The organism is Enterobacter sp. FUJ80071 (assembly GCF_038739915.1).
Taxonomy (GTDB): Bacteria; Pseudomonadota; Gammaproteobacteria; order Enterobacterales; family Enterobacteriaceae; genus Enterobacter; species Enterobacter kobei.
The window spans coordinates 1,513,416-1,535,842 of record NZ_JBBXKH010000001.1 but is presented as its reverse complement, the minus strand read 5'-3'; the positions used below and the strand labels follow the sequence as shown (position 1 = coordinate 1,535,842).

At 56.9% G+C, this 22,427-nt stretch carries 20 protein-coding genes; 6 read left to right on the top strand and 14 right to left on the bottom strand.

The genetic code is table 11. From position 1 onward, the window contains the following. The first annotated feature begins 87 nt into the window (after positions 1-87). Both hcp and hcr read left to right on the top strand, forming a co-directional pair. A complete protein-coding gene (gene hcp / locus AAER43_RS07340; protein WP_050861604.1) occupies positions 88-1,740 on the top strand; it encodes a hydroxylamine reductase in 1,653 nt (550 codons plus the stop codon). Between the two features lie 10 nt (positions 1,741-1,750). Next, on the top strand, positions 1,751-2,719 hold the full coding sequence (gene hcr / locus AAER43_RS07335) for an NADH oxidoreductase (RefSeq protein WP_050861603.1): 969 nt from the start codon (positions 1,751-1,753) through the stop codon (positions 2,717-2,719). Positions 2,720-2,865: 146 nt separating this feature from the next. On the opposite strand, the gene AAER43_RS07330 is transcribed toward hcr, so the two are convergent. Then, a complete protein-coding gene (locus AAER43_RS07330; RefSeq protein ID WP_023338201.1) occupies positions 2,866-3,300 on the bottom strand; it encodes a DoxX family protein in 435 nt (144 codons plus the stop codon). A gap of 151 nt (positions 3,301-3,451) precedes the next feature. Between AAER43_RS07330 and poxB the strand changes: the two genes are divergently transcribed. The 4 genes from poxB (at position 3,452) to AAER43_RS07310 (ending at position 8,763) form a co-directional block, all read left to right on the top strand. After that, entirely contained in the window at positions 3,452-5,170 is a 1,719-nt protein-coding gene (gene poxB, locus AAER43_RS07325) for a ubiquinone-dependent pyruvate dehydrogenase (protein ID WP_050861602.1), read from the top strand. Positions 5,171-5,208: 38 nt separating this feature from the next. Further along, the gene (ltaE, locus tag AAER43_RS07320; protein ID WP_045268543.1) at positions 5,209-6,210 is read left to right on the top strand and encodes a low-specificity L-threonine aldolase; all 1,002 of its coding nucleotides are present in this window, start codon (positions 5,209-5,211) and stop codon (positions 6,208-6,210) included. A 10-nt stretch (positions 6,211-6,220) separates the two neighbouring features. After that, positions 6,221-7,660: an SDR family oxidoreductase gene (locus tag AAER43_RS07315; protein ID WP_050861601.1), complete on the top strand. Its 1,440-nt coding sequence runs from the start codon at positions 6,221-6,223 to the stop codon at positions 7,658-7,660. 89 nt (positions 7,661-7,749) lie between these two features. Further along, positions 7,750-8,763, top strand: a complete 1,014-nt coding sequence (locus AAER43_RS07310; RefSeq protein ID WP_023336997.1) for an NAD(P)-dependent oxidoreductase — start codon at positions 7,750-7,752, stop codon at positions 8,761-8,763. Positions 8,764-8,867: 104 nt separating this feature from the next. Here the strand turns inward: AAER43_RS07310 and AAER43_RS07305 are convergent, their stop codons facing one another. From AAER43_RS07305 to gspE, 13 genes are all read right to left on the bottom strand, one after another. Further along, positions 8,868-10,691 (bottom strand): glycoside hydrolase family 19 protein, encoded by a 1,824-nt coding sequence (locus AAER43_RS07305; RefSeq protein WP_023336996.1) that lies wholly within the window; start codon positions 10,689-10,691, stop codon positions 8,868-8,870. A gap of 133 nt (positions 10,692-10,824) precedes the next feature. Then, positions 10,825-11,265, bottom strand: coding sequence for a type III secretion system invasion protein IagB (iagB, locus tag AAER43_RS07300; protein WP_014883183.1), 441 nt, complete (start codon positions 11,263-11,265; stop codon positions 10,825-10,827). A gap of 103 nt (positions 11,266-11,368) precedes the next feature. Continuing rightward, positions 11,369-14,083 (bottom strand): glycosyl hydrolase family 18 protein, encoded by a 2,715-nt coding sequence (locus AAER43_RS07295; protein ID WP_050861600.1) that lies wholly within the window; start codon positions 14,081-14,083, stop codon positions 11,369-11,371. 253 nt (positions 14,084-14,336) lie between these two features. Then, entirely contained in the window at positions 14,337-15,134 is a 798-nt protein-coding gene (locus AAER43_RS07290; RefSeq protein WP_057057798.1) for an A24 family peptidase, read from the bottom strand. Next, the gene (locus tag AAER43_RS07285) at positions 15,131-15,616 is read right to left on the bottom strand and encodes a type II secretion system protein M (RefSeq protein ID WP_014883180.1); all 486 of its coding nucleotides are present in this window, start codon (positions 15,614-15,616) and stop codon (positions 15,131-15,133) included. Before AAER43_RS07285 ends, AAER43_RS07290 begins: the two co-directional genes overlap by 4 nt. Next, positions 15,613-16,746, bottom strand: coding sequence for a type II secretion system protein GspL (gspL, locus tag AAER43_RS07280; RefSeq protein WP_050861598.1), 1,134 nt, complete (start codon positions 16,744-16,746; stop codon positions 15,613-15,615). Before gspL ends, AAER43_RS07285 begins: the two co-directional genes overlap by 4 nt. Before the next feature lie 15 nt (positions 16,747-16,761). Then, positions 16,762-17,772 (bottom strand): type II secretion system minor pseudopilin GspK, encoded by a 1,011-nt coding sequence (gspK, locus tag AAER43_RS07275; protein ID WP_023338196.1) that lies wholly within the window; start codon positions 17,770-17,772, stop codon positions 16,762-16,764. After that, positions 17,769-18,428: a type II secretion system minor pseudopilin GspJ gene (gene gspJ, locus AAER43_RS07270; protein ID WP_050861597.1), complete on the bottom strand. Its 660-nt coding sequence runs from the start codon at positions 18,426-18,428 to the stop codon at positions 17,769-17,771. The genes gspK and gspJ overlap by 4 nt, the downstream gene beginning before the upstream one ends. After that, on the bottom strand, positions 18,425-18,805 hold the full coding sequence (gspI, locus tag AAER43_RS07265) for a type II secretion system minor pseudopilin GspI (protein ID WP_023332514.1): 381 nt from the start codon (positions 18,803-18,805) through the stop codon (positions 18,425-18,427). Before gspI ends, gspJ begins: the two co-directional genes overlap by 4 nt. After that, positions 18,798-19,283, bottom strand: coding sequence for a type II secretion system minor pseudopilin GspH (gene gspH / locus AAER43_RS07260; RefSeq protein WP_050861596.1), 486 nt, complete (start codon positions 19,281-19,283; stop codon positions 18,798-18,800). Before gspH ends, gspI begins: the two co-directional genes overlap by 8 nt. After that, positions 19,283-19,732: a type II secretion system major pseudopilin GspG gene (gene gspG / locus AAER43_RS07255; RefSeq protein WP_014883174.1), complete on the bottom strand. Its 450-nt coding sequence runs from the start codon at positions 19,730-19,732 to the stop codon at positions 19,283-19,285. The genes gspH and gspG overlap by 1 nt, the downstream gene beginning before the upstream one ends. A 3-nt stretch (positions 19,733-19,735) precedes the next feature. Next, positions 19,736-20,944 (bottom strand): type II secretion system inner membrane protein GspF, encoded by a 1,209-nt coding sequence (gene gspF / locus AAER43_RS07250; RefSeq protein ID WP_050861595.1) that lies wholly within the window; start codon positions 20,942-20,944, stop codon positions 19,736-19,738. Continuing rightward, positions 20,944-22,422: a type II secretion system ATPase GspE gene (gspE, locus tag AAER43_RS07245; RefSeq protein ID WP_050861594.1), complete on the bottom strand. Its 1,479-nt coding sequence runs from the start codon at positions 22,420-22,422 to the stop codon at positions 20,944-20,946. The genes gspF and gspE overlap by 1 nt, the downstream gene beginning before the upstream one ends. Positions 22,423-22,427: the final 5 nt, after the last annotated feature.

Below are 22,427 nucleotides of genomic sequence, written 5' to 3'. Positions count from 1 at the left end.
ATTTTGTAGCAGAAAGCGCTTTTCACCGTTCTGGCACAGGCATAACCTTAAACATGTATATCAAATATAACTTTAACAGGTGTGATTATGTTTTGTGTGCAATGTGAACAAACCATCCGTACCCCGGCAGGCAATGGCTGTTCTTACGCGCAGGGTATGTGCGGCAAAACCGCAGAAACATCAGACCTGCAGGACCTGCTGATTGCTGCCCTGCAAGGCCTTTCCGCATGGGCATTCAAAGCCCGCGAATACGGCATCGTCGACCACTACGTCGACAGCTTCGCGCCGCGCGCATTCTTTTCTACGCTGACCAACGTTAACTTTGATTCCCCTCGCATCGTCGGCTATGCCCGTGAAGCTATCGCCCTGCGTGAAGCGCTGAAAACGCAGTGCCTGAACGCTGATGCTAACGCTCGCGTGAACAATCCGATGTCAGAACTCCAGCTGGCGAGTGATGACCTGGGCGACCTCCAGCGTCAGGCGGCAGACTTTACCCCGAATAAAGACAAAGCGGCGATTGGCGAGAACATTCTCGGCCTGCGCCTGCTGTGCCTGTACGGTCTGAAAGGCGCAGCGGCGTATATGGAGCACGCGCACGTTCTCGGTCAGTACGACAACGATATCTACGCGCAGTACCACAAAATCATGGCGTGGCTGGGTACCTGGCCTGCCGATATGAACGCCCTGCTTGAGTGCTCAATGGAAATCGGCCAGATGAACTTCCGCGTGATGAGCATTCTGGATGCCGGTGAAACCAGCACCTACGGCCACCCGACGCCAACGCAGGTCAACGTGAAGGCGACCGAGGGTAAATGTATCCTGATCTCCGGTCATGACCTGAAAGATCTTTACAACCTGCTGAAGCAGACTGAAGGCACTGGCGTCAACGTTTATACCCACGGCGAAATGCTGCCTGCGCACGGCTACCCGGAGCTGCGTAAATTCAAACATCTGATCGGTAACTACGGCAGCGGCTGGCAGAACCAGCAGGTGGAGTTCGCCCGCTTCCCTGGCCCTATCGTGATGACCTCTAACTGCATCATCGACCCTACCGTGGGCGCGTATGACGACCGCATCTGGACCCGCAGCATCGTCGGCTGGCCGGGCGTGAGCCACCTCGAAGGCGACGATTTCGGTCCGGTTATTGCCCAGGCGCAGCAAATGGCGGGCTTCCCGTACAGCGAAATTCCGCATCTGATCACCGTCGGCTTCGGCCGAGAAACCCTGCTCGGCGCCGCAGATTCGCTGATCGATCTCGTCAGCCGTGAAAAGCTGCGCCACATCTTCCTCGTCGGCGGCTGCGACGGCGCGCGCGGTGAGCGTAACTACTTCACCGATTTCGCCACCAGCGTACCGGACGATTGCCTGATCCTGACCCTGGCGTGCGGTAAATACCGTTTCAACAAGCTGGACTTCGGCAATATCGAAGGTCTGCCGCGCCTGATCGATGCGGGCCAGTGTAACGATGCTTACTCGGCCATTATTCTGGCGGTTACCCTGGCGGAGAAACTGGGCTGTGGCGTGAACGACCTGCCGCTGTCGCTGGTGCTTTCGTGGTTTGAGCAGAAAGCGATCGTCATCCTGCTGACCCTGCTCTCTCTGGGCGTGACTAACATCGTGACCGGCCCGACCGCGCCAGGCTTCCTGACGCCGGACCTGCTGGCCGTGCTGAACGAAAAATTCGGCCTGCGCTCCGTCACCAACGTTGAAGATGATATGAAGCAGCTGCTGAGCGCGTAAGGAGTTATTCATGACCATGCCAACCTCACAATGTCCGTGGCGGATGCAGGTTCATCACATCCACCAGGAGACGCCGGATGTGTGGACGCTCTCACTGATTTGCCACGATTACTATCCGTACCGTGCCGGTCAGTATGCGCTGGTCAGTGTCCGCCATTCGGCGGACACCCTGCGTGCCTACACGATCTCCTCAACGCCGGGCGTGAGCGAATACATCACGCTTACCATTCGCCGTATTGATGACGGTGCCGGCTCGCAGTGGCTGACCCGTGACGTGAAGCGCGGAGACTATATCTGGCTGTCAGACGCCCAGGGCGATTTCACCTGTGACGACAAGGCGGAAGATAAATTCCTCCTGCTGGCGGCGGGCTGTGGCGTCACGCCGATTATGTCCATGCGCCGCTGGCTGGCGAAAAACCGTCCGCATGCCGACGTGCAGGTGATCTTTAGCGTTCGCTCTCCGGAAGATGTCATTTTTGCCGAGGAGTGGCGTAATTATCCGGTAACACTGGTGGCAGAACACAATGCGGTCCACGGTTTTGTGCCCGGTCGTCTGAGCCGCGAGCTGCTGCAAAGCGTGCCGGATATTGCGCACCGTACCGTGATGACCTGCGGCCCGGCGCCGTATATGGCTATCGTGGAAGAAGAAGTGAAGGCACTTGGTGTGACCCGCTTCTTCAAGGAGCAGTTCTTCACGCCGGTAGCGGAGGCGGCAACCAGCGGGATTCAGTTTACTAAGCTACAGCCTGCGCAGACCTTCTTTGGCCGGGTAGGAACGACGTTGCTGGAGGCACTCGAAAGCAATAAGGTGCCGGTAGTGGCCGCCTGCCGTGCGGGCGTATGCGGTTGCTGTAAGACGAAAGTGGTTTCAGGTGAGTACACTGTCACCAGCACCATGACGCTCTCCGACGCGGAAATTGCTGAGGGTTACGTGCTGGCGTGCTCATGCCATCCGCAGAGGGATCTGGTCCTCGCATAATCTGACGCGGTGCCCCCGTTTTTGCCGGGTGGCACTGCGTTTACCCGGCCTACCCTGTAGGGGCTGGATCTTTGTAGGCCCGGTAAGCGCTAGCGCCACCGGGCTTTTTGTCGGGCGGCACTGCGTTTACCCGATCGACAACAGCCTCAACGCCACGCCGGTGCTTTCCCCAGCGCAAACCGCCCTGCCCCTAAAAATGCCACCGCCAGCGAGCCAATAAAGAAGTACACCAGGCTTTCAATCGCCCATGCTCCAACCTTATCGAGGGCGAACGTTTCACCCATTCCTACCATAAGCCATGCCACAATCATCGTAAACGCCAGCATCAGCGCGGCCGGGCGCGTAAAGAGCCCGACAATAATCAACATCGGTGCCACCACTTCGCCAATCAACACGCCATAAGCGATAAACCCCGGCAACCCTTTTTCCACCAGCATGCCGCTGATAAAGCCCACGCCGCCGAATAACTTGTGCAAACCGTGAAAGAGCATCAACCCACCGACGGCAAGTCGTAACAAGAGTTTGCCAAGATCGTCGCACGATAGCTTTTCATTAACAGCAATTAACAATGATTTAACCATTTGAAATGATTCCTGTTTTCACCTGAGTCAGCACCAGATTATGCCGAATTATCGCGCAAGGAAACCCTGTTAATTGAGGGGGATTGAGCAGGCAATACAGCGACTTTCTTCTAAGCTTGTAAGCGATATCACAAAAAGGAGAAGGACACCCATGAAACAAACCGTGGCTGCATATATAGCGAAAACCCTGGAACAGGCTGGCGTGAAACGTATCTGGGGCGTAACCGGCGATTCCCTGAACGGATTGAGCGACAGCCTTAACAAAATGAAAACCATTGAATGGATGCCGACCCGCCATGAAGAGGTCGCTGCATTTGCCGCGGGAGCCGAAGCGCAGCTCACCGGTGAACTGGCCGTGTGTGCAGGCTCGTGCGGGCCAGGTAACCTGCATCTGATCAACGGTCTGTTTGACTGCCACCGTAACCACGTGCCGGTGCTGGCGATTGCCGCCCATATCCCCTCTTCCGAAATCGGTAGCGGCTATTTTCAGGAGACGCATCCGCAGGAGCTGTTCCGTGAATGCAGCCACTATTGCGAACTGGTTTCATCCCCGGAGCAGATCCCACAGGTTCTGGCAATCGCCATGCGCAAGGCGGTGCTGAACCGCGGCGTGTCGGTGGTCGTTATCCCGGGTGATGTGGCCCTCAAGGCCGCACCAGAAGGGGCCAGCACCCACTGGTATCACGCCCCGCAGCCTGTGGTGACGCCTGCGGAAGAAGAGCTGAAAAAGCTGGCGCAGCTGCTGCGTTACTCCAGCAATATTGCCCTGATGTGCGGTAGCGGCTGCGCGGGCGCGCACAAGGAGCTACTTGAATTCGCGGGTAAGCTAAAAGCCCCCATTGTTCACGCCCTGCGCGGCAAAGAGCACGTCGAGTACGACAACCCCTACGATGTGGGAATGACCGGGCTGATCGGTTTCTCCAGCGGGTTCCACACCATGATGAACGCCGACACGCTGATTTTACTCGGTACCCAGTTCCCTTACCGCGCGTTTTACCCGACGGATGCCAAAATCATTCAGATCGATATCAATCCGGCCAGCATCGGCGCGCACAGCAAGGTGGATATGGCGCTGGTGGGCGATATCAAATCCACCCTGGCCGCCCTGCTGCCGCTGCTCGAGGAGAAAACGGATCGCGCGTTTCTTGATAAAGCCCTCAGTGACTACCGCGATGCCCGTAAGGGGCTGGACGATCTCGCCAAACCAAGCGACAAAGCCATCCACCCGCAGTACCTGGCACAGCAGATCAGTCATTTCGCTGACGACGACGCCATTTTTACCTGCGACGTCGGCACGCCAACCGTCTGGGCAGCACGCTACCTGAAGATGAACGGCAAACGCCGCCTGCTGGGTTCGTTCAACCACGGCTCGATGGCCAACGCCATGCCGCAGGCGCTGGGCGCAAAAGCGACGGCACCGGAACGTCAGGTGGTGGCCATGTGCGGCGACGGCGGGTTTAGCATGCTCATGGGTGATTTCCTCTCCGTGGTACAGATGAAGCTGCCGCTCAAAATCGTGGTCTTCAACAACAGCGTACTGGGCTTTGTGGCGATGGAGATGAAGGCCGGTGGTTATCTGACGGACGGTACCGAACTGCATGACACCAACTTCGCGCGCATTGCCGAGGCGTGCGGCATCACCGGTATTCGCGTGGAAAAAGCGTCTGACGTGGATGAAGCCCTGCAGCGCGCCTTCTCTATCGACGGTCCGGTGCTGGTGGATGTGGTAGTCGCCAAAGAAGAGCTGGCTATTCCACCGCAAATCAAGCTGGAACAGGCGAAAGGTTTTAGCCTCTATATGCTGCGCGCCATCATCAGCGGCCGCGGTGATGAAGTGATCGAACTGGCAAAAACCAACTGGCTCAGGTAAAACATTTCACGTGACCTCTTAAAATAAAGGGATGTGAAATGATTGATTTGCGTAGTGATACCGTTACCCGCCCGAGCCGTGCCATGCTCGAAGAGATGATGGCCGCCCCGGTCGGGGACGACGTCTACGGCGATGACCCGACGGTCAACGCGTTACAGCGCTATGCGGCAGAGCTGAGTGGCAAGGAGGCCGCGCTGTTCCTGCCGACCGGCACGCAGGCGAACCTCGTGGCGCTGCTCAGCCACTGCGAGCGCGGCGAAGAGTATATTGTCGGCCAGGGCGCGCATAACTATCTCTACGAAGCCGGCGGTGCGGCGGTGCTCGGCAGCATCCAGCCGCAGCCGATTGACGCCGCGCCGGACGGTACACTCCCGCTCGATAAGGTCGCGGCAAAAATCAAAGCCGACGATATTCATTTCGCCCGCACGAAACTGCTCAGTCTGGAAAATACCCACAACGGTAAAGTGCTGCCGCGCGAGTACCTGAAAGCGGCATGGGACTTCACCCGCGAGCGCAAGCTCGGCCTGCACGTTGACGGTGCGCGCATTTTTAACGCCGTAGTGGCGTACGGCTGCGAGCTGAAAGAGATTACGCAATATTGCGACTCGTTCACCATTTGCCTCTCCAAAGGGCTGGGTACGCCGGTGGGTTCCCTGCTGGTCGGCAATGCGGATTACATCAAGCGCGCCAACCGCTGGCGTAAGATGACCGGCGGCGGCATGCGCCAGGCCGGTATTCTGGCGGCGGCGGGTCTGTATGCTCTCAAAAATAACGTTGCGCGCCTGAAAGACGATCACGATAACGCCGCATGGATGGCCACACAGCTACGCGAGATCGGAGCAGACGTGATGCGCCACGACACCAACATGCTGTTCATTCGCGTGGGCGATGAGCATGCCGCTGCGCTGGGCGAATTTATGAAAGCGCGCGGCGTGCTGATCAACGCCTCTCCGGTGGTGCGTCTGGTCATGCACCTCGACGTGAACCGCGAACAGCTGGCAGAGGTGGTGAAACACTGGCAGGCGTTTTTACAGCGCTAAGGAGCCTCACGTGCCGCAACGCATTCTGGTGCTTGGCGCCAGCGGGTATATCGGTCAGCATCTCACCACGGCGTTGAGCCAGCGGGGACATCAGGTGCTGGCAGCGGCACGCAACACCGACCGCCTGCAAAAGCTGGCGTTGCCGGGCGTCACCTGCCACAACGTTGACCTCAACTGGCCGAAGACGCTTCCCGCGCTGCTGGAAGGGGTCGACACGCTTTACTACCTGGTCCACAGCATGGGCGAAGGCGGCGATTTTATCGCCCACGAGCGACAGGTGGCGATGAACGTCCGCGATGCCCTGCTGCAAACGCCGGTGAAGCAGGTGATTTTTTTAAGTTCGCTCCAGGCGCCTGAGAGCGAGCAGTCCGATCACCTGCGCGCGCGCCAGCTGACGGCGGACACCCTGCGCGGGGCGAATATCCCCGTCACCGAACTGCGCGCAGGGATCATCGTCGGCGCGGGCTCAGCCGCTTTTGAAGTGATGCGCGATATGGTCTACAACCTGCCGGTACTGACGCCGCCGCGCTGGGTCCGCTCGCGCACCACGCCGATTGCGCTGGAGAACTTGCTCCACTATCTGGTGGCATTGCTCGATCACCCGGCGGAGCAACACCGGGTGCTTGAAGCAGCAGGCCCTGAAGTGCTGAGCTATCAGCAGCAGTTCGAACATTTCATGCGCGTCAGCGGACGCCGCCGCTGGCTGATCCCCATCCCCTTCCCGACCCGCTGGATCTCAGTCTGGTTTTTAAATGTGATCACCTCCGTGCCGCCGACCACCGCCAAAGCGCTGATTCAGGGGCTGAAACACGATCTGCTGGCGGACGATCGCGAGCTGCGCGCCTTAATCCCTCAGGATCTGATCCGGTTTGACGACGCGGTACGCAATACGCTGAAAGAAGAAGAGCAGCTGGTGAACTCCAGCGACTGGGGTTATGACGCGCAGGCCTTTGCCCGCTGGCGGCCGGAGTACGGTTATTACCCTAAACAGGCGGGCTGCACGGTAAAAACCTCTGCCAGCCTTGAGGCGCTGTGGGAAGTGGTGAACCAAATTGGCGGCAAAGAACGTTATTTCTTCGGCAATCTCCTCTGGCAAACGCGGGGGACAATGGATCTGCTGGTGGGGCACAGGCTGGCGAAAGGTCGACCGGCGCGCCCGTATCTTGAGGTGGGCGACGCGGTGGACAGCTGGAAAGTGATCATCGTCGAGCCGGAAAAGCAGCTGGCGTTGTTGTTCGGTATGAAAGCGCCGGGGCTGGGGCGACTCTGCTTCACCCTCAAGGATAAAGGCGATCGCCGGGAACTGGACGTCCGCGCCTGGTGGCACCCGCACGGGATGCCGGGCCTTTTTTACTGGCTGTTCATGATCCCCGCCCATCTTTTTATCTTCCGGGGAATGGCGAAACGAATTGCGCAACTGGCAGAACAAAAAACGAAAATAACTCATTAAAACGCTTTTTCTTTCACCTTTCCCATTGCATAGCGCCGTAATTCACGAAAGAATGCGCACGAAATTCTTTTTCAACACAGTGGATTGATATGAAGGTACTGGTTACCGGGGCGACCAGCGGCTTAGGCCGAAATGCGGTCGAATTTCTGCGCAACAAGGGCATTAGCGTCAGGGCTACCGGTCGCAACGAGGCGATGGGAAAACTGCTGCAAAAAATGGGCGCAGAGTTCGTCCATGCCGACCTGACGGAGCTGGTCTCCTCGCAGGCGAAGGTGATGCTCGCCGGAATCGATACGCTGTGGCACTGCTCCAGTTTTACCTCTCCGTGGGGGACCCAGGAAGCCTTCGATCTCGCCAACGTGCGGGCCACCCGCCGTCTGGGCGAATGGGCCGTTGCCTGGGGGGTACGTAACTTTATTCATATCTCCTCCCCATCGCTCTATTTCGACTATCACCACCATCGCGATGTGCAGGAAGATTTCCGTCCGGCACGCTTTGCCTGTGAATTTGCGCGCAGCAAGGCGGCCAGTGAAGAGGTGATCGACCTGCTGGCGCAGTCGAACCCGCACACCCGTTTTACGGTACTGCGTCCGCAGAGCCTGTTCGGACCGCACGACAAAGTGTTTATTCCGCGCCTGGCGCAGATGATGCATCACTACGGCAGCGTGCTGCTGCCACGCGGTGGCGATGCGCTGGTGGATATGACCTATTACGAAAACGCCGTCCACGCCATGTGGCTGGCCAGCCAGTCGGACTGCGATAAGCTGATCTCTGGTCGCGCCTATAACATCACCAACGGCGAACCCTGTACGCTACGCAGCATTGTGCAGCGGCTGATTGATGAACTGCAGATCGACTGCCGCATCCGTTCTGTCCCCTACCCCATGCTTGACATGATTGCCCGCAGCATGGAGCGATTTGGCAGTAAAGCGGCCAAAGAACCTGCGCTGACGCATTACGGTGTCTCAAAACTCAACTTTGATTTCACGCTGGATATTTCACGCGCAGAGAACGAACTGGGGTATCGGCCAGTGGTGACGCTGGATGAAGGGATTGTGCGCACGGCGGCGTGGTTACGGGATCACGGGAAACTGCACCGCTAGCCTGTTGCCCGGTGGCGGCTTCGCCTTACCGGGTCTACAACTGCACCGTACCGCTGGAAAGGGTGCAAAAACTAAAACGGCAACCTTTCGGTTGCCGTTTGCTTTTACAGAGCGGTCCAGGCATCAGACCATGCCAGACCAGCGCCCGGTTCATAGTATGCCGGGGCGTTGTTACACCAGCCGCTGTACGGGAACGGTTTGCACTGGAACAGTTTACCGTGGTTGTTCACGATATCGCCTGCCTTGTACTTGCTGTTCGCGCTCCACGCCGCGTAATCGCCAGACGTGCCTTCGTCCTGAGACGGTGCCGCTTTGGCTTTCACGTTCAGCAGATAAGAGGTCGTGCTGCTCAACTCACCGTCGCTCACGGTCAGGCTGATTTCAATCTGCTGAGCCGTTGCAGACTCTGGAGCAGTAAAGGTGACAACCGCTTTATCCTGACCGGTTACGGTCTGACCGTCCTGTGAACGCCAGGTGTAGGTCAGCGCGTTGCCGTCTGCATCGGTAGAACCTTCCGCGCTCAGAGAGACATGTGCACCCGCCTCAACGGCGCCGATTGGACCCGCGATATGCGCCACCGGCGCGTGATTCACCACAGCAGGTTCAGCCGGGGTTTCATCCGGAACTGGCGCTGGCGCCGGCGTTTCGTCTTCTGACGGCGTAGGCGTTGGCGTTACCGGGGTTTCATCCGGCGTAACGGAACCGTCGTCGTTAACGATGTTCACGTTAAAGAACTTCTGCACGCACTTGCTGTAATCACCCTCTTTGAACGCGCTGAACGGCGTCTGGTAGCCGACGAGCTGGCAAGAGTAGGTTTCGCCGCTTGGCGTATCCGCGCTCCATCCCCAGTCCTGCTCCCAGTAAATCTTCAGCGCGCCAGCACCGCCTTCGTCGAACTGCTTCATGTTCGCGCAGCCCAGCACTTCGTTCGCCGGAACAGGGACCTTCAGGTAGTTCGCGAACTCTTTGTAGTACTTGATACGGTTTTCAGACTGTGCAATTTCAGTTGGACCGCCGCACTCAACACCACCGTTGATGATCTGGGTGGTCACGCCGAAGCCAGGGACCAGACCGTTGGCTTTATCGTGATCGTTCGGCTGCCATGTACCGTCGATAACCTGCAGCATGCTTGGTTTAGGCGGCTGTGGATAGGCGAAGAAGAAGATCGCGCTTGCCAGGTTCAGCCAGGTATCCGCCACCAGCTCAGGTTTGTCGAGCAGCGTACGCACGTCACCGTACATCGCTTCAGAGAACGGGCCGTAGTTGTAGTTGTAGGACAACTGCTTCGCACCGCGACCGAAGTAGCTCAGGAAGTCGCCGTCTTTATCTTTACCGCACGGCCAGGTCTGACCCTGCCAGACGTCCGGGTTACATTCGCCGTTATAGCCGCCCTTCTGGCCTTCGCTCCAGCCCATCTCACGCACGTGAACCAGGGCCTGACGCCATTCGGCTTCCGGACGCCAGCTTTCGTGACCGCCCGTTTCCTGAGCAAAGTGCGCAAACATGGTTGCCAGCTCTTTACGGCAGATAGCGTCACTGTCGCGACCGTCATTGTAGGTCTTACACAGCGCCGGGAATTTACCAACCGCTTTCAGGAAGTTGCTGTAGGTGTACGCCTGCGCGCGCAGCGGGAAGAGATATTCCCAGTCGCTGGCTTTCACGATCCCTTCCACGCGTTTCACGTTCTCCGGGTTCGCCGCACGACCAGGTTCAATCAGTTCAACCTGGGCGTTGTCCAGCGTCTTAATGGTTTCCTTTACGGCATCCATCAGCGGGAAGCTGGTCAGCTCTTTCTCTTTCTTCGCCAGATCGCTGGCGTTCATGGTGTATGGTTCACTGGTGGTCGCTTGCAGCGAGGCAGCCTGCGCCATAAACGGTGCTACGCATGCGCCGGCAACGAGAACACTCAGTAACGTCCTTTTGTTCATTTCACTATTCCTGTTTATTTAAGTTAAATAATAACAATCCAGGCTTATGTATTAATCCGTTAATAAATAAACCGCAGACAGCTGTTTTCTCTTTTCGAAGAACACCCTCAGGAATTCTTCAAAAACAAAAAACTCATTCGTTTGCTGTCGCTTTCAGTTCCTGATATTTTTTCCACACTTTGTGGGCGTATATCATGCGTTGCGGATAATTTTCTTTCTTTAATCCGGCGTTATAGGCGCCGACCGCCTCCCAGTTATAGCCATACACTTTAATCATGCTGGATAAAATCGATGCGCCAACCATAATCGAGGTACAGGGTTCGGTTATTAGCCGATATTCATCTATCCCCCTGCTCTCCAGTGCCGAAAAATGTGAGCTGTTAATTTGCATCAACCCCACGTCACGCGTACCGTCATGGTTTCTGCCGACCGCATACGGATTCATTCCCGACTCCACATTGGCAATGGCGTACAGTAAATAAGGATCGACGTGATAATAATGTGCCGCTTTATCCCAACAGTTTGCCAGCGCGCTTTGGCTGATAATCAATAATAAAAAAATTAACTTTTTCATTTTTACCTGCTGACCGTTTCGTTTATTTCTCCTTAACAACATCCTGTAAAATCATTTTTGATTTACTCCCCCCTTATACGGGGGGAGTCTTTATCAGCTCAGATTATTGGCAATCTGTCGCTGGGCCTTCTTTGACCCATACATCGCTGTTCGCTGGGTTGTCACCACGGGTCCACCATTTGGCACGGTAAACGTTGCCCTGGTAAGTAGTGGTTTCGCCGCCGTTGTACACCAGATCAGAACGCCAGTTCATCTTCACGTTGCTCGCAAGTTCCCATGCGTCCACGCCGAAGCCAGGCTGGTTGCCCTGAGTCCAGTACTTCGCTTTCCACACCAGATGGTCGAAGCTTACGGTATCGCCAGTGTTGTAGATTTTGCTGGAATCCCACGCGGCGTAGTTGCCGGCGTTGGCGTCAACCGGTGCGTCGCAGCTGCCGGTTGCAGTGCCTTCGTCAGATGGCGGAGTCACGTCATCAGCAGGTGGTGTAACTTCGTCAGACGGCGGAGTCACGTCATCAGCTGGCGGCGTCACGTCGGCTGGTTTCGGATTAACCGTTACCTGGACGTTAGACTGCACGCTGGTTTTACCATCGCCTACCACCACACTCAGGGTGTAGGAAGAGGTAGAAGCCACTTCTGGCGCAGTGATGGTCACGTTCGCGGTGTCAGTACCGGTCGCGTGCATATCTGCCGGAACGCTCCAGGTATAGGTCAGGTTATCACCGTCTGGATCCGCAGCCTGCGCATGCACAACATAGGTTTCACCCGCCTGCAGCGTCACCGCTTCCATTGGGTTCACAACCGGTGCCTGGTTAGCCTTCGGCGCCTTGTTAACAACCTGCACGTCAATCGCGTTGCTCAGGCCTTTGGCGTCGGTAACCGTCAGGCGGAACACCATGGTCTGATCGCTGGTCGCAGCTGCGACGTTGAAGGTCGCTTTCGCTTTGGTGCTGTTGGTCAGGGTGACCGATGGGCCAGAAACCTGAGTCCATTTGTAGGTAATTGCATCGCCGTCTGGATCGCTGGACGCGGAACCATCGAGCGTAACGGTTGCCGGGCCAGAAACGTTCTGGTCTGCAGAAGAGGCGATTGGCGCATGGTTGGTCACAACAGGATCAACCGGCGTAAAGCCGCCACCCAGCAGGCTTTCGTTCATGGCGTTCAGGATGTCGCCGGTATCGGAGTCAATAGACCATGCGAACAGACCACCCAGGTTTTTCTGAAGCACGTATTTGCCTTTTGCAGCAGTAGAACGCGCGTCTTCATAGGTGATCAGGTCACCCGTCGTTTTGTTGAACACGTATGGCGCTTCTGCATCCGCGTCGTAGCCGTATTCCCAGCCTGGTTTGCCTTTGTACTCGTTAACGATCTGACGATAGTCAACCACGCCCGGTTCCCAGGTTCCTCTCACCATACCGGTCGCGGTACCGGTGAATGGATTGTTACCGGTGTAGCCGTGTACACCCGTCCAGCCACGGCCATACATGCCCGCACCGACCACGATCTTGCCAGGCTGTACGCCTTGCTGCAGCAGGGCATCAACTCCGTTTTCCGTGGTGTAGTTGGTGTCTGGTCGCCATGCTGGCGCATGCAGCGCAGCCTGGTGGCCCAGCTCGGTGTTGCTCCAGCCGCCGTAGAAGTCGTAGCTCATCAGGAAGATGTGGTCGAGGTACTGCTGAGCAGTGGTGTAGTCCACGTCTTCAATCTTATCTTTACCCGCACCGATTGCGCTGGTCAGCTCATAGGTACGGCCAGTCTGGGCAGACAGCTCGTTCAGCATCGCGCGCAGATCGTGCATCAGCGCCGTATAGGTCGCTTTATCCTGCTGCGGGTTGCCTTTCGTCTCGGTCACACCGCCGCCGCCCGGGAATTCCCAGTCGATATCCACACCGTCGAAGAATTTCCAGGTCTGCAGGAAATCTTTAACAGAGGAGACAAAGCGTGCGCGGATAGCCGGATCGCCCATGTGGAAGAACGGATCGGACAGGGTCCAGCCACCGATAGATGGCAGTACTTTCAGGTCCGGATGCGCTTTTTTCAGCGCCATCAGCTGACCAAAGTTACCTTTGTACGGGTCGTCCCAGTTGGACACGCCAGCCTGCGGTTTTTGCAGGGCAGCCCACGGGTCGTGGATCGCCACGGTAAAGTCAGGACGTCCCTGGCAGTCGCGCTGCAGAACGCCGTAGCTGTTGCCGCCTTCTACGGTTTTCAGGCCGTCGTTGATGCCGTCACCGCCACAGATTGGAATGAAGCCATACAGAATGTGGTTGAGGTTCGCAGCAGGAATTTTGTCAACCGGGAAGTTACGGTCATAAACGCCCCACTCAGGGAAGTAGGCCGCAACCACTTTATCGGTATGCTGCGCGAAGGATTTGTTGTTCTCGTGCATTGTCGTGTTCAGCGGCAGCAGGTGGCTACCGTCGGTATCCGCAACGATGATCAGCTTGCTGGCGCTTTTCGTACAGCCGCTGTTGTTACAGACTTCAACCTGCTCCTGATAACGTCCGCCTTTTTTCACTTTGAACGTTGCAGAGCCCGCCGCGCCGCCGGCACCGGTCCACACGGTTTTACCGTCCAACAGCACTTTGGCTGAAGTTGGCGCATCGCCGCTCCAGACGTTCCACTCGACTTTGACATCTACGCCGTCATTATGGACTTTAACCAGACTGTTATAATCCTGAGCGGCCTGATCCACTTCAACCAGGGCAAATTTGTCATTGCCGGAACCAATGGACGGTGCGCCTGGTGCCGCTGCGAATGCGGAGCTGGTTGCCGCCGCAATAAAGAGCGCCAGATATTTAGGCTTCATAAAATTCATTTTTATTTCCTGATAAATTTATTCGTAACGTTAATACCCATGCCTTCCTTGAGAACATGGCGTGTTTCGCGTAATGCGTATTTAACTAACCTGACAACCGAGACAAAAAACGTTTTGCTGCTTTGTATTCCTCCATAAAAAGATACAAGCCCAAATTCCGTGTAGCTTATATCCTTTACGATACACTGAGCGCAAAGAGACGTCCTTCTCTTCCACCGCTGAAAAAATTTATAAAAAAGCTTGACCTGTATATTTAAAATATGAAAGCAAACTGCTGCCCAATAAACACAACTATTCCAGCAAAAGAAAGGTAAGGTCCGAAAGAAATAGTGAGGTTATTTTTATTTGAATTATTTAAAGCAAAATACCCAACGATACCGCTCAGTGCGGCTGCGAGTTCAATCGTGGGCAGAGCCTGCCAGCCGTACCAGGCACCTAATGCCGCCAGCAGCTTGAAATCACCGTATCCCAGACCTTCCCGCCCGGTAACCAGACGAAACGCCCAGTAAAGCAACCAAAGAGACATATAGCCCGCCACCGCGCCGAGCAGCGCGTCGCGTAGCGGCAGTTGGTGATCGAACGCATGAAGCAACAGTCCCGCCCAGAGCAGCGGCTGGGTCAGGCAATCCGGAAGCAATTGATGCCGCCAGTCGATCATCGTCAGCGGGAGTAAAAAGCCGGCCAGCAGCCACAGAGAAAACAGCGCCTGAACGTCGGGCATACACCACGCCGTCAGGCCAAAAAACAGGGCGGAAACCAGCTCAACCAGAAAGATTCGCAGCGGGATAGCGGTTTTGCACTGGCTGCATCGCCCGCGCAGAAGCAGCCAGCTCACCAGCGGAATATTCTCCCAGGCCGCCAGCGCGTGCTGGCACACCGGGCAGTGCGAGGACGGAAAGAGCAGGTTTCCGCATCCCTCCTCTTCCCTTACCATGGCCGGCACGCGTTCGGCGACAACGCCGAGAAAACTGCCCACCATGCCGCCTAACACCGCGCTCGCGATCGCGAACCCCACCGGGTAGACGTCCCGCATCAGCGCAACGCTGTTCATGCGGTTTTACCCCACGTGAGTTGCACTTCAGCCTTCACGTCGCTGAGATGATCCACCGGCGTAAGGTTCATTTTCTGCAGCCTGACGCCGGAGGTCTGGTTAATTTCCCGCAGCCAGTTCTTTAATTCATAAACGTTCACGCGGCTGACCACGAACGATAACGTTTGTCCATCCTGATGCACATCCGTCAGGGGAAGATGGATCTCCTGGGCGCTATTTTCCACCAGCGCACGCGGGTTATTTGTTTTGGTTACCTGAACCTGCAAATGGTTTTTATCTATTTCACTGCGCATCCAGTTCAGGGTTTCTTTTTGTCTGGCCAGGGTCGAAGCACTATTTTGAATCATATTATCCAGCGGCATAACCCCGGCGTAATAGACCGCGGCCCCCAGCAGGGCGGCGGCACATATTTTTAAAATGACTTTTTCCCTGGCGCTGTAATTCTGGTAACGAGACTTAAGCTGCGCAATTCGCTGTTTCATTTATATTTCCCTGCGATCATGGCGGTATAAGGTGCTGACGTGGACACGGGCTGCAGGGTGAAATCAAATTTCTCACTGGCCTGGTTCACAAACGTCTGTAATGCGGTCTGGTTTTGTGCGCTGACGCTCAGCGTCAACGTATTCTGCCGCGCATCGTATTCCAGCAGGTCGATTTCCATTGCCGGAACGGCCTGTCGGGCTTTCTCCAGATCGTCAAACTGAAGAAAGATCCCTTTACCCTGCTTCTTCATGTTTTGACCAAAGTGGTACTTAATATTGGTCTTGTGACGCATGCTCGGGAAATGGTGTTCGTAGACCTGCTGGATCTCCTGCTGGATCTGATTTTCCTGCTGTACCAGCATCCAGGCCATCGCAATGCGCGGCCCCAGTAGCAGGCTAAGGGAGAGCAACCCTACGGCGGCCATCGCCACATTTAACCGTCTGGCGGCTTTGCCATTGCTGGCTTTGGCGCTGAACGCCCCGTGCAGAAGCGTGACGCGGCAGGCCTGCCACTGGGGCTGAATTAGCACCAGCGGATGCTGCCAGGGCAGCACAACATCGACATCCACACCGGCAGGTGCATCACCGTAGCAGCAGATCTCACCCTCTCCGGCTTTCTGCATCAGCAGCGGCAGCAGGTTGGCCTCCATTTCACCCGCGACGTGCGGGGATAACCGCAGCCACCAGGTTTCACCTTCGGCAACCAGCGTGCTGCCGCCCGCCGTCACGGGCAGCAGCCAGGCATCCGGTAGCGCCTGCACCACCGTCAGACCCGCCTCCTGACAGCGGGTTAACCACGCCTGAAGACTGTCGGCATCGATCGCCACCGCGTCGACCTCTGCGCCCTTTTTGCTAAGTACGGTCCAGTGAAGCGAGTCCACGTCACCAATCAGCGTCTCTTCGGCCATCCACGAGAACGCCGTCGCCAGAGAAGCGACCTTTTTCGGCAACGTAAAATGGCGGAAGATCATGCTGCTGGCCGGCAACAGCAGACATACGCGCGTCGCCAGCGGATGATCCGCCAGTGCCTCCAGGCTAGCCACGGTTTCCACCTGCTGAGTGCCGGAGACACACCACATTATTTTCCCGCCCTCGAAGCTGTCGGGACGAACAAAAAGTACCTGTTTCATAGCGATCTACTTTTCTTATTCAATCATTCGGTAACGACGCTGCCACGTCACGATCTCACCGGCTTCGTTATTAACCTGAAGCTGGCTTACCACACGAAGCGTTAATTCATCGGTATTGCCGGTGTAGTTAACGCGGAAATACCGGCTATTTATTGAGAGAAGCTCTGCCACCTGCGGAAGGTCATCTTTCAGCTGCGGGAAAGTTTGCTCCAGCGCTTTGCTGAAGGTCTCCATATTTTCCCAGCCGCTTTCAGGACGCGATTCAATCAGGCGAAGGGCGTCATCTTCAGTTAATTTCTCCGGGAACAGGGCGGCCAGTAAGGCGGCCTGCTCCGGTTTCAGGGTATTCACATCCACCTTGCTGGCGGTGTCCGGTAACGCGCACAGCAGTTTGCTTACCTTCGGATATGCCGCCGCCGGGAACGCAGGCAGCAGTTTGATCTCCGCAATGGTGCGCATCATCTGGTTAGCCGGCTGACGGGCAGGCACGACGCCTGCCCAGGCATCACTCTCGGCGCCTTCTTTGGCCGTCGTCGTGTCGCCATCGAGGTAGTCCACCAGCTGGAGGTAAACCTCTTCCGCCGTGGACTGGCTTAGCCCGCTCTGCGTCAGGATCTGCTCAACAATTCGCTCGTTGCGCGGCTTTTCCGGCACGGCAGTCTGCGCTTGCCCCTGGGCAGGCTTTTCTGCTGCCAGCAGGTTATTAACGTTGAAGCAGTCCTGGGCATCTTCGACCTGGCTTACCACCGTGTAATCTTCCCCCTGCGTTTCCAGCGGCTGCTGCCAGTCCCCTTCCGGTGACAGCGCGTTGCTCTCGCCGCTGGCGTCACTCTGCAGACGGTCTTTGACCACTTTTTCCTGGGCCTGCATCGCCCAGCGCAGCTGCTGCTGGCTGACCTGGTAATGCGTTTTCTGCAGGTTGCGGCAGAACTGCTGGCTGATTTTGGCGGCAAGGGCCGACATCATCACTAGCAGGATCAACACCACCAGCAGCGCCACCCCTTTCTGTTTGCGTAAGGCACTCATAGTTTCGCCTCCGGTGCAGGTTGTGGCGCGGGTTGCGGCGCAGTCCCTGCCTCTGGCGCGGCGTCTGCCCCGGTGGCAGGTGCCGGTGCAGCCACAGCAGGCAGATCGCCCGGGGTCGTGAAGACCCAGCGCCAGGTATCACCGTTTTCCATCGTCAGCGTCAGCTCAACCCCGTCCGGCAGGTGCGCTGGGTCGCTCCAGCTTTTCTGCCAGCCCTGACGGTAAAAACGCCACGCCAGGGATTTCACCTCGCTGACGATCGGCACTTCGTCCGGTTTAACGTCCGCCGGGCTGTCAATGACCGGCCAGACATCGCGGTAAAGACGCCCCTCTTCCAGCCGCCAGCGCACGCGTTCGAGTTGCACCGTACCGCTCACGCCGTTGAGCGTGGTCAGTTCCAGCGCATCATCGACCTGACGGAACAGGTCCGGCTCGTTGCGCGGCGCGCGCGCCTGAAGCTGGTAAAAATCGCGCTCCATCAGGCTCCAGGCGCGCTGAAGCTGATTGAGCTTCGCCGCGCTGGCGTCGGTTGCCGAACTGGTGCGCATCGCGCCGTCCAGAATCTGCCAGGCCAGGGTGCTGATCACCGCAAAAATGGTCAGCGCAATCATGATCTCCAGCAGGGTAAATCCGCGCTGGCGTCGGGCTTTGTTCACTTGATCTCTCCCGGCGGCACAATCTGCAGCGATATCACGGGCTGGCTGTCGTCGCCTTCCGCATAAACGCTGATGGCGTTTGCCCAGCGGTTGTCCGCCGTTTTGATGCGCTGTTTACGCCACGTCCAGCCGCGCCCGCCCATGGTTTCGCTTCCCCGTTCTTCGGCATCGGGAAAGTCGCTTTTAGTCAGTTGCACTTCCGCCAGCTGGTTTTCCGCCACCCAGCTGGCCTGCAGCGTATCGGCCAGGCCGTGGGTGAAACGCACGTTCAGAGACACCGAGTTCATCAGCGCCAGCGCGGCGGTGGAGAAGATGACCAGCGCCACCATGACCTCCAGCAGCGTCATCCCCGTTTGCTTTTTCTTACCGTTAGCCATCGTTTTCTACCGATACGGGCGCCGCGCCTTGCGACACCACGCGGAAATGGTGCTCTTTGTCATAGCTTTGCAGCGTCAGCGTGAAGCGGCTGATTTCGCCGTCCGGCAAAAAAAGCACCTGCGGATCGGACGTCAGCGTCGCGGCCAGGCGCTGCGGCGAGAGCGATACGTGCATCTCCTCCGGGAAATCACCTTTGGTGGAGATACGGCCCGCAGATAATGGTACCCAGCGACGCTCGCCCCCTTTATCTTCAAGAGTCACCAGCTGATAGTTATCCGTGGTGATCACCAGTCCGACGATATTTCCGTCCATCACCGCACGGTCTGAACCATAATCAACGAGGGCTTTTAATTGCTGGCCAAATATATCCGCACCGCTGCGCGAAGGTATTGTTGACACCACCATCATGGCGCAGCTGGCAAATATCACCAGCGCCAGAATAATTTCCAGCAACGTAAAGCCGCGTTGATTTTTCATTATTTCTCTTTCTTATCCAGAGACCAGTTCGTAATATCATCGGCGGTATTGGCTTCACCGTCCGGGCCAGACGAGAAGACGTCAACCGCACCGTGCTCACCCGGGCTTACGAGGAGATAATCATTGCCCCATGGGTCCTGCGGCAGACGGCGAATATAGCCATCCGCGCGGTAGCCGTTCGGGATTGGCGCGATTTCCGGCTTGGTCACCAGCGCCTGCAGGCCTTGTTCGGTTGTCGGATAACGGTGGTTATCCAGCTTATACATATCCAGCGAACCTTCGAGCGCGACAATATCGCTGGTCGCCTTTTGGGCATCCGCTTTTTCTTTATTACCCATTAAATTGGGCACTACCATGCTCGCCAGTACGCCGAGAATAACAATGACCACCATTAATTCGAGCAATGTGAAGCCCGCCTGGCGAGCCAGGTTTTTACGTTTTAAAGCCATGATTTAACCTACCATATTATTAAGTTGCAGAAGCGGTTGTAATATTGACAGCACGATGAATAAAACAATCGTTGCCATGGATACCACCAGCGCCGGTTCAAATACCGACAGCGTTAACGTAATGCGATGCTGTAATGCCGATTCCTGGTTTTCCGCCGCGCGGTCCATTAAATTACCTAATTCGCCGCTCTCTTCCCCGGAGGCAATCATATACAGCATGGTCGGCGGGAAGAGTCTCGCCTGCTCCAGTGCGGCATACAGCGATGCCCCCTGGCGGACGGTATCCGCCGCCTGCTCCAGCACCTGCCGGGCGTAGAGGTTTTCGATACCGTCCATCGCGATATACATCCCCTCCAGCAGCGGCACGCTACTGGCCTGCAGAATACTCAGGGTGCGGATATAGCGGGCGCTGTTGATGGCGCACACCAGTTTTTTTATCGGCGAACCGTTCACCAGCCAGCTGTGCCAGCGAAAGCGGTTTTTGACGTTTCTGACCCAGGCTTTGAAACCGACAATCCCCCCGCCGATGCCGCCCGCGATATAAATCCCGTAAGCCTGCAGGAAATCACTCACTGCAATCAGCGTGCGGGTGGTGATCGGCAGTTGCTGCTTCATGTGGGTGAACTGTTCGATCACCTGCGGCACCACCGCGACCAGCAGAATGCTGATGACCGCAATGGCCACCACCGTCAGGGTAATCGGGTAGACCATCGCCTGCGTCAGCTTGCTTTTCATCTTCTGACGCTGCTCGTTGTACTCGGCCAGCTTCTCCAGCACGTCGCCCAGGTGGCCGGTCTTTTCACCGGCCATCACCAGCGTGCAGTAGAGCTTGTCGAAGGTGCGCGGAAACTGGCTGAAGGCGTCAAACAGCGTGTGCCCTTCCACCACTTTCTCGCGAATTTCTACCACCATCGCCGCCAGCTTTTTATCTTCCGTCTGTTTGGATATCGCTTTGAGCGCGCTCTCCAGCGGCAGCGCCGCGTTGACCAGCGTGGAAAGCTGGCGGGTAAACATCGACAGCACCGGGGTAGAAAGTTTTGCACCGGTTTTCGCTTTTCCGGCAGATGCAGTCTCACGGGTTTCGTTGATGCTGACGGGCATCAGCTTTTGCTCGCGCAACATCTGGCGAACCTGCTTTTGCCCCTCGGCCTGCAGCGTACCGCGCTGGGTTTTCCCCGCCGCATCCGTTGCCGTCCAGGCGTAGAAGGCCATTACGCATCTCCTCCACGCTCAGCGGTAACGCGCATCACCTCTTCGAGAGAGGTCACGCCGCTAATGACCTTCAGCAGGCCGTTCTCACGCAGGCTGTAGGCCTGCTTAAAGAGCTGCGTTTCAATGGACATTTCGTCTTTATCTTCATGAATGGCGCGGCGCATGGTGCTGTCCACCACCAGAAACTCATGAATACCGGCGCGCCCCTGGTAGCCGCTCTGGCGGCAGTGCTCGCAGCCCACCGCGCGGTAGATCGCCTTCGGCGGCGTATCCATAAAGCTGAACAGCGCTTTCTCATTGTCGTCCAGCGGACTGGTGGTCCGGCAGTGCGTACACAGCCGACGCACCAGACGCTGGGCAATGACACCGAGCAACGATGAACCAATTAAAAAGGACTCCAGCCCCATATCCCGCAGACGGGTGATCGCCCCCGCGGCGCTGTTGGTGTGCAGCGTAGACATGACCAGGTGACCGGTGAGCGACGCCTGCACCGCAATTTGCGCGGTTTCACCGTCACGAATTTCCCCGATCATCACCACATCCGGATCCTGACGCAGAATGGCGCGCAGTCCGCGGGCAAAGGTCATGTCCACGCGCGGGTTAACCTGCGTCTGCCCCACCCCTTCCAGTTCGTATTCAATCGGGTCTTCTACGGTCAGAATGTTGCGTTCGTGACCGTTCAGCGCCGAAAGAATGGCGTACAGGGTGGTACTTTTACCGGAGCCAGTCGGCCCGGTGACCAGGATGATGCCGTGCGGGCGGTCAATCAGCCCTTTCAACTTTTCCAGCTCTTCATCAATCAGGCCAAGCTTGTTGATGTCGGGCTTCAGATTGCTTTTATCGAGCAGACGCATTACCACACGCTCGCCGTACTGTGAAGGAATGGTCGATACACGCACGTCGATTGCCTTACGGCCGATGCGCAGGGAGATACGTCCATCCTGTGGCAAACGCTTCTCGGCGATGTCGAGTTTTGACATCACCTTGATGCGCGACACCAGCAGCGGCGCGAGCTTGCGCGCTGGCTGGAGCACCGGGCGCAGCACGCCGTCGACGCGAAAACGAATGCTCAGCGTGCGCTCAAAGGTTTCGATATGAATATCCGACGCGCCATCTTTGACCGCCTCGCCAAGAATGGCGTTAATCAGGCGGATCACCGGCGAGTTTTCGTCGTTGTCGAGCAAATCCTCGTTATCCGGGATCTCCTCAGTTAACGCCATCAAATCGATATCCGCGTCCATATCGTCCACCAGCTGCTGAGAGACGCCGCTGCTCTGCTGCCAGATTTTCGCCAGCAGCTCGTCAAAGGCCTCTGGCGTCAGAGTCACCGGGACGAACGTGCGTCCCAGCACCCGGCGCACTTCCAGCAGCGCAAATGCCGGGGTGTCTTCACGGATATAGACGTCATTGTTGTAAAATAAAACGCCATTATCTTTTGCATAGCTGCTGCTACACAGGGTTTTACTCAGTTCGTCCACGTTGC